We start from the raw sequence: 15,625 nt of genomic DNA on the forward strand, positions 1-15,625 counted from the left end.
CTCCGACGACGGGGGACGCGCAACCGACAGTTGCGCATGGACGAGAACCGCTGGGCACCTGCCACGACGCGAGAGTCGGCGGGGAGCCTCGACACGTCGTCGTCGGCGGCCGGCGGCCGGCGGCCGACCCGTGGGCACGTCGCCGTTCCCACGGGGTCGATCATCGCCGAATCCGTCGGCCCCGGACGTGAGCGGGCCCTCGCTGAGCGGCAACTGTCGACCCTCGCCGCACGCCGACCCGCCCTGCGACCCGTTGCGCGGCGCTGGCGCGACAGGGTCGCCGAACTGGCCCGGACACAGACGCCCGCCATGCGATCGAGGCATTCCTCGCGTTGTCCGACGGCCTGTGCCTCGCCCTGCTCCTCAACGACCGGAAGGCCGACCCCGCCACGTCCGGGCCATCGTGAGCAGGGCTCTCTCCTGCCCAGCGGTCGGTAGCGGTCACACGGCAGATCCCAGTGCGTCGCCCCTGGACCCGTCCTGCCGGTCGGCTTCATCCCCGGCTAGCGATGGCGGCAGCACCGCACCGTGTCCGGCTCTAGCGAGGAAGCCGCGGATCGTCTCCCGGCTGCGCTGCAGGCAGCCGATGCGCGCGTCGAGCTCCTGGAGCTCCGCTGCCAGGGTTCTGGCTGCCTCTGCCGTGCAGGTTCCGGCCAGCTCCGCTGCTTCCGGGCCTTCGAGGTCGAGGATGGCCCGAACGAGGCGGGTGGGGACGCCCGACCGCACCAGCAAGGCCACCCGCTGGACGCGAGCTACGTCCTCTTCGGTGTAGTTGCGATACCCGTTATCGGACCGGGCCGCCTGGACGATCCCCTGTTGCTCGTAGTAGCGCAACAGTCGCGGGGCAACGCCCGTCCGCCGCGAGAGCTCACCGATCTTCATGTCCCCGGTCCTTGACATTGACATTGATGTCAAAGTCTATCGTCCCGGCTGTGACTCAGCCGAGCCCACGGATGCCCTGGGGAGCGCTGCTGACGCTCTCTGCCACGACTTTCGTCGTCGTCACTGGCGAGATGCTGCCCACCGCCGTTCTGCCGCACATGGCGACCGCGTTGGACGTGCCGGTCTCACAGGTCGGGCTGCTGGTATCCCTCTGGGCGGCGGTCGTCGTCGTCACGACCTTGCCTCTCGCCCGCCTGGCCGTCCGGTTCGACCGCCGGCGGGTGATCGTCGCGGCGCTCGGGGTCGTCAGCCTGGCCCATCTCATGACGGCGCTGAGCACGGCCTTCCACATGGCCGCCGCGGCTCGCGTGGTCGGCGCAGCGGCGACCGGGCTGCTCTGGGCGACGGTCAACGCACAGTCGGCCGACCTTGTGCCGGCGACCCGCCTGGCCCGCGCGACGGCCATCGTCCTCGCCGGCGCGACTGCCGGAACGATCCTCGCGGTCCCGGCGGGCAACGCCGCGGCCGACTGGTGGGGTTGGCGGGCCGCCTTCCTCGCACTCTTCGTGCTGACCCTCCTCGTCATGGCTGCGGTCGCCATGCTGCTACCCGCTGCTCCTCGCTCGACCCGGGACCGGGCGGACCATGCCGGCGCGGGGTCGGGGCGGCCGCTGTGGCCAGTCTTCGCGCTCGGCGGGCTGGGTGGTCTGGTGCTCGCCGCACACTTCGTAGCCTTCACCTTCGTGACGGCCACCCTGGCCGCCCGGGGGAGCGAGGTGTCCACCGCGGCACTCCTGCTGATGTTCGGCCTGGCCGGCGCCGGGGGTGTTGCGCTGGTCGCCCGGATGGGTGAGAGGTTCCCCGACGGAACTCTCGTCGCGGTGGCCGCACTCGTCGCCGCATCGCTGGCGTTCACCGCGAAGCTCGGGAACCATCCGGCCGCCGACGTGGCCATCATGATCGTCTGGGGGACTGCCGTCGGGGCCGTCGGGCCGGCGGTGCAGACCGCGATCATGCGTGCCGCAGACGTCCAGCACCGGGACACTGCCGGCGCTGTCCTTCCCATCACCTTCAATCTCGGGATCGCCGCCGGTGCGGCCCTGGGAAGTGCGCTGGTGGCGGCCTCCTCGGTCGCGACTCTGCCGCTGGCTGCCACTGCGCTGGCTGCCATGGCTGCCGTCGGACTTCTGCTGGCGGGGCGCACCGGCCGGGTCGATCGCCGGCCAGTCGCCCCCGCACCTGCGTCTGCACGTGCTGGAAACCTCCCGCCGGGCGGGGAGATGCTTCGCGTCAGGGGTCGTCGGCGGGGTCCCGTCCCGGGGGAACCGGCGCTCCACCGGGTGGCCTGCTCGGGTGGCGTGGCTTGCCCCGACCGCGGTCCTGGCCAGGGCGCGAGGTAGGTCCGCCTCGACCGTGACGCGCAGGGGGAGCTACGACCGCTCTCTCCCACGACGGCCATGGATAGCTGGATTCATTCGAGAAGCTGCCCATGCCGGCGTGATCGGCGCCGCGCTCGGTGAGCCACCACTCGACGGAGGGGGCGCTCGCGTCGGGCAGGTCCGCACCCGGGTCGGTCGGCCGGTGTGGCCCCGGGACCGTCCCCCGGATCCCGTGTCCGTATGGGTCTCCGTGAGGAGACGACGTCATCGTTTGTCCGCAGTGCGCAGTCGGTACGGCCCCGCGGCCGATGCGCGTTGACGTGGGAGACGGCCGGGCCGCGCCGCCGCCGGGCGTCGGGGAGACGAGAAGGCGCACTCGCGCCTCCACCGTGCGAGGAGCACCGGTCGGGTCCGGAGGTCAGCGGTCAACACGGAGCGCATGGCCGGCGGGGCACCATGGGCATGGGGTCGAAGGCGGAGTGCTGCCGCGCAGCTGATCGTCCCGGTCTGCCCAGGAGCTGCCCCAACTCGATCGGTGCCGGCAGATCCCCTGAAGACGCCACCATCCTTTCCGGCACACATACACCCTGCGCGGGCAACGTCGAGCGCTCAGCGCGCTCCTCCAGGGCGGGCCGGCCGGCACGGCTGTGGCTGCCCGGCTCACCGAGGCCTGCCGCTCGCGGACGCCGCCAGCAACCTCACTTCCGCAGTCCATGCACTCAGCCCACCGTCGCCGGCCGGCGCTCGGCCATGAGATGAATCGCCAGTGCACCGAGGACGCCGCCCATGAGGTACCGCTGGATGCGTAGCCAGGCGGGGCGGGCGGCCAGGAAGGCAGCCAGCGTTCCGGCGGAGACGACGATGAGCGCGTTGACGGTCAGTGCCACGCCGATCTGCGTGGCGCCCAGAGCGAGGCTCTGCAGAGCGACCGAACCACGTTCGGGCTCGATGAATTGCGGCAGCAGTGACACGTAGAGCACCGCGATCTTGGGGGTGAGGAGATTGGTGACCAGCCCCATCGCGAAGAGGCGTCGTGGTCGGTCGGGTGCCAGCTGCCGCGGCGCGAACGCATTCACCCCGCCCGGGCGGATCGCTTGCCAGGCCAGGTACAGCAGATACGCGGCACCGGCGAACTTGAGAGCGGTGTACGCGGCCGGGACGGCGATGAAGACGGTGGTCAGTCCCGCGGTCGCGGCACCCAGATAGACCAGGAAACCGGCTCCCACACCGAGGAGGGAGACCAGTCCCGCGCGGCGGCCCTGGGTGATCGAACGCGACACCAGGTAGATCATGTTCGGCCCGGGCGTGAGTACCAGGCCCAGCGCGATCAGTGCGATGCCGGCAACCGCCGCGGAATTCATGACGACCTCGTTCTCTTGTCCATCACCGCTCGAACCGGGCGACGCTGCTGGGAGCGACGAAACGCATCGGACGTCGATCCCTGGAAGCGCCTCGTCGAAGCGGCTCAACCAGACCTGACTGCGGCCAGCCGCTCGGTTGAGTCCGACCAGCTGACCGGCAGTTCGTCGGCAGTCCAGAAGGTGACGTGAGACCCGCCATCGCCTTGCGATGACGAAACCATCGACGCTCGGTGGGGCGGGGTCCGGACGAACGCATCCAGCGCAGGGCGGTCCCGCCACGCCGACAGCGTCCGGGACGTTCGCTTGGAGGGGCGGACCTCCAGTGCCATTCCGAGCACGCCGTCCCCAGCCAACGCTCGCCGCCGGAGCCGCAGGGCATCGAGCAGGAAGATAGGGCGTGCCTCACCGTGCTCAGGCGGAACTCCGACGCCGTGACGACGGCTGGACCGTTCGCGGCGTTGGCGGTCGTCCAAGGCACTCGAACCATGTCGCACTCCTCGAGGGGCGGGGCTGTCCACGCCAACGGGATGCGGGAATGGCTGTTCCCTCGAAACGGCGAGGACCCGTGCTTGGCGATCGGCTTGCGATTTGTGGCAGCGCGGACGGCGATGCGCTTTGTCTCGCCCCTACCAACCTGGGCCGGTCACCCACGGCGACGGTCGGACCCCGCCGGCTTCGGGTTCCCACCCCGCCAGCGCCCCGCGCCGCCAGCGAGGAGCTGGGTCGGCATCGATTCGACGGCCGTGCCCGTGTCGTCGTGACCGACGCGGCGGTGAGTCCGGCCCGGTCGGCGGCGCACCGTCGACCCGCTCATTGCGCCGGTGCTGTCGACGGTGCGGCGAAGGCCCGCGGCCGCCACAGGCGCACTGTCGGCTGACGCCCGTGTGGTCGCACCGGATCCGCCGATAGTGCGGGAGCACAGCGCCGGGGCCGGTGCAGCGACGACCGACGGAGGCTGCGGGCGTACCCCGGCCGGAGGGCGGCGGGGTGGCGGCGCAGCCGGAGGACGCCGACGACCAGCGACAGCCGAACGTCGCCACCGGCGCGGGCTCGCCCCGCTCCGCCCGGTCAGCCTCGACCTGGTTGCCGGTCACGAGCGACTTCGGCGACCGTCTTCCTGGTCGCACGGACCGGCTCCACGGCCTGCTCCCGAAACTCCGGGGGAGTACGTGCTCCGGTCGGCCCGTCGGGACCACTGCTCGGGCTGGAAGCCCAGGCTCAGGCTGTCCAGGGACGCGAGTCGTCTCCATGCCGGATCTGGCTCCACCGACCGGCCCGAACACCGCGCTGCACCCCTCGGCCCGACGCAGAGGCGCCCTGCCCGATAAGCCCTGCCCGCTACTCGCCTGGACTGGCGAGGCAAAAGCTGCCTTGACGACCGGCGTGTTCTGGTTGGCCGTGAAAAGCCAGCGCCCACTTTCCTTGGCCATCACGTACATCGGTGTCCCCTCGGTGTCGAGATCGCCGTTGCGGTCGAAGTAGCGCTGGTGAACCTTGACTGCCGCGACGTCCGGTCGGATGAACAAGACATGCTCGACGTCGTATGTCGCTCGGCCGTGCGCGCTCGAGCCCGGCAGCACGGTGGCGGTGAACTGGGCGATCGCGTCCCGACCGAACAGGCGCTTGCCATGCCCGGTGGTCCAGATCGCGTCGGCTCGGAAAAGTGAGACGAACTCGTCGACGAGTGCCTGTTCCTGAAGGCGCTGGACGGTGGCGACCACGTCCCGAATGGCCTCTAGCTCTGACTCTTCGTCGTGCGGGCCGTACTGGACGGTGTTGTCGTTCCCCGGACTACGCGCCGGCGCGAACCCGAGAGCGGCTTCAGCGCGGTTCGTGACCCCCGGTTCGCCGCTCCGGGCCCGAGCCGATCTCCGGGGTCGGCTTCGTGCCCGCCGTGACGCCCAGACCTCCGAAGACCCCTCGTGTCGCCGTCCTGCTCGGTCGCGGGTGGTGGCCGGGGACAGGCTCGCTCAACCGGTCACGGAACGGACTCGGGGGTAGAACCCTGGATGTAGGTGGCGAGGAGGCCCCGACGGCGCCGCAGGTCCTGGACCCGGGCGTCGAGGTCGTCGAGCTCGTGCTGCAGCGCCTCCCGCAGGTCGGCGCACCAGTCGAACGTCGAGCCGTCGCCGCGGGTGCATGGCAGCACCTGGCGGATCACCGCTGTGGAGAGGCCGGCGTCCAGCAGCGCCCTGATCCGGCGCACGGTCGTCACGGCCTGCTCGTCGTACTCGCGGTAGCCGTTCGAGCTCCGCCCGGCTGGCAGGAGCCCTTGCTCCTCGTAGTACCGCAGAAGCCTCGGCGGCACCCCGCTGCGCCGAGCCAGCTCGCCGATGCGCACCCGCTTCTCCCCGGTCGCGGCTTGACTCTCACACGATGTCAACGTCTTCGCTGGGCGTCATGGAAGCTAGCAAATCGCCCGTACCCACTGCGACCGGCGGAGCCGGGGCGTTGGTGCCCGAGCAGGACAGCGCGACCTACGTGTGCCACCTCAACGGGAAGCCGGCGACCGTGGATGAGCTCGCGCCAGTCGCGTTCTCCGGGTATGCGCACTTCACGGCCATGCAGGTGCGCGACGGGCGCATCCGTGCGCTCGACCTGCACCTGGAGCGACTGCGTGCGGCGACCGCCCTGATGTTCGGGCGGGCACTCGACGTGGAGCACGTCCGAGCACTCGTGCGTGCGGCGGTACTCGCCGGCCCGGGGGACGTGTCGCTCACTGCGACGGCCTTCACGAGCGACGGCGAGTTCACGGTCGGGGGCGACGACGGCGGCGTGGACCTGCTCGTGCGCACGGGGCCTCCGGCATTGGGGCCGGTGGGGCCGTTGGCGCTGGATGTCGTCGAGCACGAACGAGTCCTGCCGCACGTCAAGCATGTCGGTGAGGTCGCCAAGACATGGTTCCTGCGACGAGCCGTCGGTCGGGGCTACGACGACGCCGCCTTCGTCGACCGGCAGGGTCGGCTCAGCGAGGCGACCATCTGGAACCTGGCGTTCTGGGACGGGACGACGGTGATCTGGCCGGTTGCCGGCATGCTGCCCGGCACGACCATGCAGGCTCTCCGGCGTCAGCTTGCGCATCGTGGCATCCCGCAGCGCGAGGACCCCATCCGACGGTCCGACGTCGCGACACTGTCGGGAGCAGTCGTCATGAACTCGTGGACACCGGCGGTGCCTGTTCATCGGATCGGTGATGCGTCGGTACCCGATGCGCCCGCGTTCGTCGAACTCCTGCACTCCGTGTTCAGTGAGGAGGCGCCCGTTTCACCGTGACCCTTCGGTGGGCGGCGGTGCCGACCCACGACCGCGCGGTCACCGCGATGCGGGAGGCCATCCGATGACAGCACCGCCACATCCCTCGGCCCGCACGCCGCCGGACCAGACGCCGGAGGTGGCTGGCCGGCTCACCCTCACGGGCGCCCGCGGCTCGACGGTGGACGCGCCGCTTCTCGTCGTCGCCTCGACCGTCGTTGCTTGCTCGGCGGAGCCGATCGCCGCCGAGCTCGCCTGCCCGGCGCGCACACGCAGCTGCTGGTTCTGCGCCTCCGACGTCGGCCACCGTTTCCCGAGGGATTGGGCGCTCCGGCGAGTGTGCCGTTTCGCTCGTCAAGCGCGGTCGATCGGCCTCGCAGAGGGGTGAGCACCTCCTGGCACGGCTCCAAGTCCGGGGCCTCGCTGTTCGCGCACGGCAGCAGGTGGCGGATCCCGTCAGTGGAGAGGCCGGCCGTCAGCAGGCCGCGGATCGGGCGGACTGTCCTTGCCGCGCAGTCGTCGTACCGCGGGTAGCCGTTGGCAGTTCGAACGGGGCGGACCAGCCCCTGCGCTTCGTAGCTTCGTAGCAGCGGAGCATCCGAGCCGGCACCCCGGTCGCCGCAGAGAGCTCGCCGATCCTCATCCGCCCTTGACCTTCGCACTGGTGTCAATGCTGACCATGCTCACATGACGCAGACACCAAGGACCATGAAGGCCGCGGCACTCGACCGCTTCGGCGGCGCTGACGCACTACGTATGCAGGAGCTCCCTGTGCCTGCGCTCGGCCCCCTGGACGTCCTCATACGGGTGGAGGCGGCGGGAGTCGGGTCCTGGGACGCCGTTGAGCGGGAAGGCGCCTATGACGGCGCGTTCGGCATGCCGTCGACCTTCCCGTACGTGCTCGGCTGGGACGGTGCCGGGACGGTCGCCGCAGTCGGTGCACTGGTCACCCGCTTCGCCGCGGGCGATTCGGTGTACGCGGCAACGATGCCGCTGCCCCGCGGCGGGTTCTACGCCGAGTACGCCGCCGTGGACCAGGACCACGTTGCACCTGTTCCGAGCGGCTTGACGATCGAGCAGGTAGCGGCGATGCCGTGGGACGCGTTGACCGCTCTCAGCGGGCTCGACGCGCTCAGGCTCGAGCAAGGGCAGTCATTGATGATCTTCGGCGCCAGCGGCGGGATCGGACACCTGGCCGTACAGCTCGCTGTCCATCAGGGCGTCCGGGTCCTGGCGGTCGCGTCCGGCGACGATGGCGTGGCGCTCGTGTCACGACTCGGCGCCGAGTCGGCTGTGAACGGGCGCCAGGAGGACGTCGGAGAGGCCGCTCGAGAGTTCTCACCGGACGGCCTGGACGCCGCGTTGCTCCTGGCCGGCGGGGAGACCGCGGAAAGGGCCGCGTCGGCAGTCCGGACCGGCGGCGCGGTCGCCTTCCCGAACGGGGTCCTGCCGGAACCGCACGTCCGGCCCGACGTCCGTCTGCTTCGGTACGACGGCGCGCGCGACCAGGACGCGACAGCGCGGCTCAACGCGCTCGTAGAAGCCGGGGCGCTGCAGGTGCACGTCGACCGAGTCTTCGACTTCGAGGAGGTGGTGGTCGCGCATCGCGCCCTGACCAGCCACTACGTCGGAAAGCTCGCCCTGCGGATGTCGTGAATCGGCTCCGGCGGCGCCCGCAGTCCCGTCCCGCTGTCCGGGATCCTCGGTGTGAAACCGGACCGGCGGCACGGGCAGGAGAAGCCGGCCCGTGGACGCGATGACCTCGTCGGCTACTGCGACGTCGAGGATGGCGCGCGGGAGCCGGTACTACTGCGCCAGGGCCGTCGGGCCTGTCGTCCGGTCGGCCTGGACGTGCCGCGAACGGACGGCGGCCGGGGTCACCTCGTCGACGAGCACATCGCCCCATGCCTCGGCGAGGTGGTGACGCCACAGCCCTGCGTAGAGGACCCGCGTGCTCGCGCGGAGGTCGTTGCGGGCGCAGTGGCCCGGCTCAGGAGAACAGGGGGCGTACCACGGTGTCCGGAGAACCGGGGGCACTCCACGGGGCACGTGCCCGGCACGTGTTCGAGCGGTGAGCCGGCCTGTGATGCCCGTGCCCACCCACGACACCTCGGGGACATTGCGCTGTCAGCGCACCGTGTGCGCTGTGAGCTGAAGAGCCTTGGCACCCCCCGACTGATCGACGAGCGTCGAGGGACCTCACACCTGCGACGAAGGAGAAGCAATCCATGATGTTGACGCTGCTCGACGGACGCGCCGACGGGCGTTCCGGCACCGATCAGCCCGTCCGCGACCGCCTGCTCCAGGAGCGGATCATCTTTCTCGGCCAGCCGGTCGACGACGAGGTGGCCAACCGGATCATCTCCGAGCTGCTCCTGCTCGCAGCGGAGGACCCGACTCGGGACATCACGTTCTACGTGAACTCGCCCGGCGGCTCCGTCACCGCCGGGATGGCCATCTACGACACCATGCAGCTCATCCGACCCGACGTGTCCACGTGGGGACTGGGGTTCGCGGCGTCCATGGGTCAGTTCCTGCTGTCGGCCGGAGCATCCGGCAAGCGCTACGCCCTTCCCAACGCCCGCATCCTCATGCACCAGCCGTCGGCCGGAGTCACCGGGGTCCAGTCCGACATCGCCGTCCAGGCACGGGCGTTCAGCGCGATGAAGCGACGCATCGCCGAGCTGACGGCGCTGCACACCGGACAGACGGTGGAACAGATCACGGCCGACGCCGACCGGGATCGGTGGTTCACGGCCGAGGAGGCTCGGGACTACGGCCTCGTGGACCACGTGCTGCAGCCCGCGGACGTCGCGGCGGTGCCGATGTAGGCGCGTGCGCGGCGGTCGCCGCGAGCCGAGTCGTCGGCCCTCGTCCTGGACGGCGGGACCGGCTCGACCGGTGCATCGGGAGGTCATCACCCCTGGCTCAGGGGCCAGCTCGGCAGGGGCGCCCCGACTGATCACGTCATCAGTTCCGTAGGCGCCTAGGTGCCTAGGTGCCGGTGAGGCGGAGCACCCGCTTGCCGCGGGTGTGGCGCGCGGCGACGTCGCGGTAGGCCTCCTGCACGCGCTCCAGCGGGTAGACGCCTGCGATGGGGACGCTGATGCGGCCGTCGGCGACCATCTGCGCCAGCTCTGCCCACACCGCGGGGTCGTCCGCCTCCTCCTGCGCGTCCGAGCGCACGCCGTACCGGCGCACCGCCGCCCCGTCCGCGGTGGTGTTGATCCGCGCCGGGCTGACTCCCAGGCCGATCGCGACATCGACGTTCCCCGCGCCGAAGGTGTCCACCCACGCGTCCACGCCCGAGGGGGCCAGGTCCCGCAGCCGCTCGGCCAGCCCCGCTCCGTATCGGACCGGGACCACGCTCAGGGAGCGCAGGAAGTCGGCGTTGGCGTCGCTCGCGGTGCCAAGGACGCGCGCCCCCCGGAGTAGGGCCAGCTGGATGGCGAATACCCCGACGCCTCCGGCCGCCCCGGAGACCACGACCGTCTCGCCGGCCCGGGGCGAGACCGCCTCTACCGCCGCCCACGCCGTCGCTCCGGCGCCGGCGATGGACGCGGCCGCCTCCCAGTCCAGCTCGGGCGGCTTGGGCGCCAGGGCACCCGTGCCGACCACCACGAACGTCGCCTGCGCGGCCCGTGGGGCGAACCCGAGTACCTCCTGCCCCACGGTGAAGCCCCTCACCCCCGGGCCGAGCTCGGCTACGTGGCCAGCGAAGTCGTTGCCCTGCCCCTCAGGGAAGGTCGCCGGCCAGACCTGCGCGAAAACGCCCTCGCGGATGCCGATCTCCCCGGGGTTGAGCGCGGCGGCCACCACCTGCACCAGGACCTGCCCGGCACCCGGCCGGGGGCGTTCGATCTCCACGACCTCTAGAACCTCGGGTCCGCCGTACTGGCGGAACCTCACCGCCCGCGCCGGTGCCGCCGCGCCGGTCTCAGCGTGTTCGTGCCCTGCCACTGGTGACTCCGTCCCGGCGAGCGGGGGTCGCGCGCCGGCGCCCAGCCTTGCGCCGCCTGCGCTGGCGAGCCAGGCCCTGACGGTCCTAGGTGTCACGACCAGAGACGTTGTCGACAGGCGGCGCGGCGGCTTGGGCACGAGGGAGGCCTCCGGGAGGAGTGGCGGTGCAGGACGTCGCCGTCCCAACCGGAGGTCTCTGCGGCCCACGCTGATGCCGACACGACCCTGTCTGCCCGCAAGCTGACGGCGGGGGTTGGCGGGTGCACGACCGAGCGGCCACCGTCGACCACCCGGCACAGGGCGGTGCCCACATGTCGAGGTCCCGCCCGACGAGCGGGTGAACGCCTGCGACGGCTTCCCGAATCGCGCGGTGACCTGGTTCGCCGCCGTTGCGTCACCGTCGTCCGGTGCTGATTGACAACGCGATGAGCTACCGCCACGGCGCGCTCGGATCGCCGTCTGCACGGATCTCGGCATCGGCCGCGGGTTCATCCAACCCGGACGGCCGTGGAGCAACGGCAAGGCCGAGTGGTGACCGCACCCTGCCGACCGAATGGGCAGACGCCACCGGCTGGACCAGCAACGACCAGCGCACCGTCACCCTGGACAGCTGGCTGGAGCACTACAACGCTGCCCGCAGCCACTCCGCCCCTCGGAGGCCACCCGCCGGTCAGCCGACTCGCCGCGTGAACAACCTGCCTGGGCACGACACCTAGGACCCAGAGTGCCTGCCTCGCGAGGGGAAAGCGCGCCAGCATGGGTGCGACCAGCGCCCCGCCGCACCGGCGTCCAGCCCCCCCGATCTCGCGACCGTCCGCGCCCCGAGGAGCACCACCGTGTCAGCCACCTGCGCCTCCACCTCACCACCCCACGAGCGCGCGCCCTGGAGCCTGGACGCGCTGCGCGCCCAGCACGGGCCGGCCGTGACCCGCTACGCCCAACGCCGCGTGCCGCCGGTGGAGGTCGAGGCGGTGGTGGTCGAGACGTTCGCCCGCGCCCGGCGGCGGATCGTGGAAGTCCCGGCCTTCCCGCTGCCGTGGCTCCTGGCGATGGCCCGCGGCGTGAGCGCGGACCACCACCGGAGCGCGCGCCGTCGCCGGCTGGGACGGTGACCGCCCCGTTCCTGGGTGCAGCACACCCAGGCACGGCCTGCGGCACCACCCCTAGCGTCCTGGACGTGGCCACGATCGACCAGATCCCCGCCCTCTCCGGGCGCGTTGCCGTGGTGACCGGTGCCAGCAGTGGCATCGGCGCGGCCACGGCGCGAGCGCTCCTGGACGCCGGAGCGCACGTCGCCCTGCTCGGCCGGCGCGCCGCCCGGCTGGCCGCGACCGCCCAGCAGGTCGGTGCACCACAGCGCGTCGTGGCCGTGCCCACCGACGTCGCCGACCCGCTCCAGCTGGCCGACGCCCTCGACGTCGTCCACGGCTGCTTCGGCGGCGTGGACCTGGTGGTGGTGGGCGCCGGCGTCATGACCGGCTCGCCGTTCGAGGACGGCGTCCCGGCCGAGTGGGGCGCGATGATCGACGTCAACCTGCGCGGGCTGCTGCACACCGCCCAAACCTTCAGCCGTGACCTGTTCGCCGCTGCCGCGGCCGGGGGCAGCGCCGATCTCGTCCTCGTCGGCGCCATCGCCGGCGACATCACCTTCCCCGGCTACGCGGTGTTCTCGGCGGTGGAGGCGGCCGTGGCGCAGCTCGCCAGGACGCTGCGCGCGGAGTACGCCCCGCGGGGGGTGCGGGTGCGCACCGTCCAGCCGGGCCTGACCGACAGCGAGCTCGGCAGCGACATCAGCGACGAGATGACCGCGCGCGCCTGGGAGGAGCTCAAGACACGGGTGCCGCCGATCGACGCCGCCGACGTCGCCAGCGCGGTCGTCTTCGGCGCCGCGATGCCGGCCCACGTCAACGTCGCCGACGTGGTCGTGCTGCCCACGCTGCAGGACCGGTACCTGCCCACCCGCAAGGACGGGGCGCTGGCGTGACGGCCGCGACGCAGACGGCGCTGGCGGCCGGAGTCCGGCGGCTCAGCGGCTCGGACACCGGCGCCGCGGCGATGCTGCTCGCCGCGACGGTGGTGGCGCTGGTGTGGGCGAACCTGCCCGGAGACGGCTACGAGTCGTTCTGGCACACCCCGGTGAGCCTCGCAGTCGGGGGGGACGCCCTGGAGCTCGACCTGAGGCACTGGGTCAACGACGCGCTGATGGCCCTGTTCTTCTTCCTGGTGAGCCTGGAGGTCAAGCGGGAACTCGTCCTGGGCGAGCTGCGCGACCACCAGCGGGTGCGCGTGCCGGCCGTCGCCGCGGTGCTGGGCCTGCTGGTGCCCGCCGTCGTCTTCTGGGCGATCACCACGGCCGCCTCCGAGTCCTCCGCAGTCACCGGGGCGTGGGGCGTGGTCATCTCCACCGACACCGCCTTCGTGCTCGGCCTGATCGCCCTGGCGGGACGGGCCGCGCCGGTCAACCTGAGGGTCTTCGTCCTGACGCTCGCGATCATCGACGACGTCGGGGCGCTGGGGGTCATCGCGGTCGTCTACACCGACCAGATCCGCCTCGCGCCTGCGCTCACGGCCACCGCGGGCCTCGTCGCCATCGCCGCGCTCCGGCGGCTGCGCGTGTGGAGGGGCCCGGTCTACCTGCTCGCGGCCGTGCTCGTCTGGGGCGGCGTGCTGGCCTCGGGGGTGCACGCCACCGTGGCCGGTGTCCTCATCGGCCTCCTCATGCCGGTCCACCCGCCGAGCGTGGCGGAGGTGGAGGAAGCAGAGCGCCGGGCCCGCGCCTACGGCCAGTCGCCCACGCCGGAGCGCGCCCGCACCGCGGTGCTGAGCCTGACCCGCGCCGTGTCGGTGAACGAGCGGCTCCAGCGGCTCATGCGGCCCTGGGTCTCCTTCCTCGTCGTCCCGGTCTTCGCCCTGGCCAATGCGGGGGTGCGGGTCGACGTGCCCGCGCTGACCGACGCGTTCAGTTCCGCCTTGACGTGGGCGGTCGTCGCTGGGCTCGTGCTGGGCAAGACGGTGGGCATCGCCGGGTCCGCCGCCGTGGCGGTGCGGACCGGCCTGGGCCACCTGCCGCCGGGCCTGTTCGGGCGGCACCTGGTCACCGCCGGCCTGCTCTCCGGCGTCGGCTTCACGATCTCCCTGTTCATCGTCGACCTGGCCTTGGCCGACCCCACGCAGCAGTCCCGTGCCCGTATTGGCGTGCTGACCGCCTCGATGCTCGCGGCGGTGCTGGCCCTGGTGGCCTTCGCCGTCGTCAGGGTCGTCGACCGGACGCGCGGGAGGGACGGTCAGCGGCTCGTGCGGGCCGTCACGCCCGGGCGGGACCACGTGCGCGGGTCAGTGGGTGCACCGCTGGAGCTGGTGGTGTACGCCTCCTTCACCTTCACCACGGCGGGGCGTGCGGTGGAGGTCGTCGACGAGCTGCACGAGCAGCTGGGCGAGGACCTCGTCTTCGCCTTCCGCCACCTGCCGACGGCGCAGCCCGGAGCCCACGAGGCGGCCCAGGCCAGTGAGGCCGCTGCGGCCCAGCGCCGGTTCTGGCCGATGCACGACGCGATGGCGGCTCGGCGGGGCCGCGTGGACGTCCGCACGGTGCGCGAGTGCGCGGTGCAGGCCGGGCTCAACCTGGCTCGTCTCGACGACGACCTGCGCCGCGGTCGTTACGAGGACCGGGTGCGGGAAGACGAGCGCGACGCGGAGGCGATGGGCCTGGAGGGCCCGCCGGTCTTCTTCGTCAACGGGCAGCTCTACGGCGGGCCGCTCGAGACCGAGCCGCTGCGAGCGGCGCTGCTGCAGTCGGCTCACCGGACCGGGACGCCGGGACGGCCTCCTCGGGACGAGGAGCCGCCGGACGAGGAGCCGCCGGACGAGGAGCCGCCGGACGAGGAGCCGCGCGTCCCGGGCGAGCGCGACCGCGAGGGCATCCGGCCGAACAGCGGGCAGGACGGGCAGCAGGGTCGGCGCGGTGAGCCGGAGCTGGTGGAGCCGCTGGATGACCTGAGGGCGGCGGCGCCGTGACCGCGCAGCCCTCGACGTGGCCGCTGCTCGGCCGCCGCGCCGTCGTCACCGGCGCGGCCGCGGGCATCGGACGGGCAATCGGCCGCGGCCTGTTGGACGCCGGCGCCTCGGTGGCCTTCCTGGACCGCCGCGAGGAGGTGCACGCTGCGGCCGACCACCCGGTCGCCCCCGGAGCCCTCACGCTCGGCCTGGTCGCCGACGTGACCGACCAGGCCCAGCTCGAGCGCGCCAGGGAGGAGGTCCACACTCGTAGCGGCCCGGTGGACCTGGTGGTGGCCAACGCCGGCGTCCTGCTCGGTGGCCCCTTCGAGCGATCGAGTGCGCAGGAGTGGGCGGCCGTGGTGGACGTGAACGTCGGCGGCGCACTCAGCACCGCGCGGGTCTTCGTCGAGGACCTGCTGGCCGCCGCCGCGCGGGGGCGCGCCACCGACTTGGTCCTGATGGGGTCGGTCGCCGCCCGCGGGCTGTTCCCCGCGTTCAGCGTGTACTCGGCCGCCGCGGCGGCGACCGCGCAGCTCTCCCGTACCCTGCGCGCCGAGCTCGGCGAGCGCGGGGTCCGGGTGCGGCACGTGGAGCCAGGGGTGACCCTCACCGACCTGGGTGCGGGCATCACGGACCCGGTGGCCCGCCAGCGGCTCGCCTCCCTGCGCGCCGCGGCCCAGCCCCTGACGGCCGAGGACGTGGCGCGGGCGGTGGTCTACAGCACGACCCTCCCGCCGGGCACGAACCTCGCCGAGGTGGTGGTGGTGCCCACCCTGCACGCCTGAGCCGGCCCGT

At 72.4% G+C, this 15,625-nt stretch carries 16 protein-coding genes; 10 read left to right on the forward strand and 6 right to left on the reverse strand.

Features of this window, described 5'->3' with window-relative positions; translation table 11 throughout:
• Positions 1 to 36: 36 nt before the first annotated feature.
• Entirely contained in the window at positions 37 to 438 is a 402-nt protein-coding gene (locus ACI79K_RS08255; protein WP_456599465.1) for a hypothetical protein, read from the forward strand.
• A gap of 3 nt (positions 439 to 441) precedes the next feature.
• Here the strand turns inward: ACI79K_RS08255 and ACI79K_RS08260 are convergent, their stop codons facing one another.
• Positions 442 to 882, reverse strand: a complete 441-nt coding sequence (locus ACI79K_RS08260; RefSeq protein ID WP_456599466.1) for a MerR family transcriptional regulator — start codon at positions 880 to 882, stop codon at positions 442 to 444.
• A 50-nt stretch (positions 883 to 932) separates the two neighbouring features.
• Here ACI79K_RS08260 and ACI79K_RS08265 point away from each other — a divergent pair, with 50 nt between their 5' ends.
• Complete coding sequence (locus tag ACI79K_RS08265; RefSeq protein ID WP_456599467.1) at positions 933 to 2,282, forward strand: MFS transporter; 1,350 nt, start codon at positions 933 to 935, stop codon at positions 2,280 to 2,282.
• A gap of 698 nt (positions 2,283 to 2,980) precedes the next feature.
• On the opposite strand, the gene ACI79K_RS08270 is transcribed toward ACI79K_RS08265, so the two are convergent.
• From ACI79K_RS08270 to ACI79K_RS08280, 3 genes are all read right to left on the reverse strand, one after another.
• Positions 2,981 to 3,622: a LysE family translocator gene (locus ACI79K_RS08270; RefSeq protein WP_456599468.1), complete on the reverse strand. Its 642-nt coding sequence runs from the start codon at positions 3,620 to 3,622 to the stop codon at positions 2,981 to 2,983.
• A 626-nt stretch (positions 3,623 to 4,248) separates the two neighbouring features.
• Complete coding sequence (locus ACI79K_RS08275) at positions 4,249 to 5,586, reverse strand: SgcJ/EcaC family oxidoreductase (RefSeq protein WP_456599516.1); 1,338 nt, start codon at positions 5,584 to 5,586, stop codon at positions 4,249 to 4,251.
• A 14-nt stretch (positions 5,587 to 5,600) separates the two neighbouring features.
• Positions 5,601 to 5,963 (reverse strand): MerR family transcriptional regulator, encoded by a 363-nt coding sequence (locus tag ACI79K_RS08280; RefSeq protein WP_456599469.1) that lies wholly within the window; start codon positions 5,961 to 5,963, stop codon positions 5,601 to 5,603.
• Positions 5,964 to 6,076: 113 nt separating this feature from the next.
• On the opposite strand from ACI79K_RS08280, the gene ACI79K_RS08285 reads away from it, so the two are divergent.
• On the forward strand, positions 6,077 to 6,895 hold the full coding sequence (locus ACI79K_RS08285) for an aminotransferase class IV family protein (RefSeq protein ID WP_456599470.1): 819 nt from the start codon (positions 6,077 to 6,079) through the stop codon (positions 6,893 to 6,895).
• Positions 6,896 to 7,032: 137 nt separating this feature from the next.
• Here ACI79K_RS08285 and ACI79K_RS08290 read toward each other — a convergent pair whose 3' ends face one another.
• Positions 7,033 to 7,536: a MerR family transcriptional regulator gene (locus tag ACI79K_RS08290; RefSeq protein ID WP_456599471.1), complete on the reverse strand. Its 504-nt coding sequence runs from the start codon at positions 7,534 to 7,536 to the stop codon at positions 7,033 to 7,035.
• A gap of 25 nt (positions 7,537 to 7,561) precedes the next feature.
• On the opposite strand from ACI79K_RS08290, the gene ACI79K_RS08295 reads away from it, so the two are divergent.
• Together ACI79K_RS08295 and ACI79K_RS08300 are read left to right on the forward strand one after the other, a co-directional pair.
• Positions 7,562 to 8,530, forward strand: coding sequence for a quinone oxidoreductase family protein (locus ACI79K_RS08295; RefSeq protein WP_456599472.1), 969 nt, complete (start codon positions 7,562 to 7,564; stop codon positions 8,528 to 8,530).
• 572 nt (positions 8,531 to 9,102) lie between these two features.
• Complete coding sequence (locus ACI79K_RS08300) at positions 9,103 to 9,705, forward strand: ATP-dependent Clp protease proteolytic subunit (RefSeq protein WP_456599473.1); 603 nt, start codon at positions 9,103 to 9,105, stop codon at positions 9,703 to 9,705.
• 163 nt (positions 9,706 to 9,868) lie between these two features.
• On the opposite strand, the gene ACI79K_RS08305 is transcribed toward ACI79K_RS08300, so the two are convergent.
• Complete coding sequence (locus tag ACI79K_RS08305) at positions 9,869 to 10,741, reverse strand: NADP-dependent oxidoreductase (RefSeq protein ID WP_456599474.1); 873 nt, start codon at positions 10,739 to 10,741, stop codon at positions 9,869 to 9,871.
• 500 nt (positions 10,742 to 11,241) lie between these two features.
• Between ACI79K_RS08305 and ACI79K_RS08310 the strand changes: the two genes are divergently transcribed.
• From ACI79K_RS08310 to ACI79K_RS08330, 5 genes are all read left to right on the forward strand, one after another.
• Positions 11,242 to 11,550: an integrase core domain-containing protein gene (locus ACI79K_RS08310; RefSeq protein WP_456599475.1), complete on the forward strand. Its 309-nt coding sequence runs from the start codon at positions 11,242 to 11,244 to the stop codon at positions 11,548 to 11,550.
• 120 nt (positions 11,551 to 11,670) lie between these two features.
• On the forward strand, positions 11,671 to 11,946 hold the full coding sequence (locus ACI79K_RS08315) for a sigma factor (RefSeq protein ID WP_456587658.1): 276 nt from the start codon (positions 11,671 to 11,673) through the stop codon (positions 11,944 to 11,946).
• A gap of 65 nt (positions 11,947 to 12,011) precedes the next feature.
• A complete protein-coding gene (locus ACI79K_RS08320; protein ID WP_456599476.1) occupies positions 12,012 to 12,818 on the forward strand; it encodes an SDR family oxidoreductase in 807 nt (268 codons plus the stop codon).
• Positions 12,815 to 14,848, forward strand: a complete 2,034-nt coding sequence (gene nhaA / locus ACI79K_RS08325) for a Na+/H+ antiporter NhaA (RefSeq protein WP_456599477.1) — start codon at positions 12,815 to 12,817, stop codon at positions 14,846 to 14,848. The genes ACI79K_RS08320 and nhaA overlap by 4 nt, the downstream gene beginning before the upstream one ends.
• Positions 14,845 to 15,615, forward strand: coding sequence for an SDR family oxidoreductase (locus tag ACI79K_RS08330; protein WP_456599478.1), 771 nt, complete (start codon positions 14,845 to 14,847; stop codon positions 15,613 to 15,615). The genes nhaA and ACI79K_RS08330 overlap by 4 nt, the downstream gene beginning before the upstream one ends.
• The last annotated feature ends 10 nt before the right edge of the window (positions 15,616 to 15,625 follow it).

It is taken from the genome of Blastococcus sp. SYSU DS0616, from assembly GCF_054051015.1.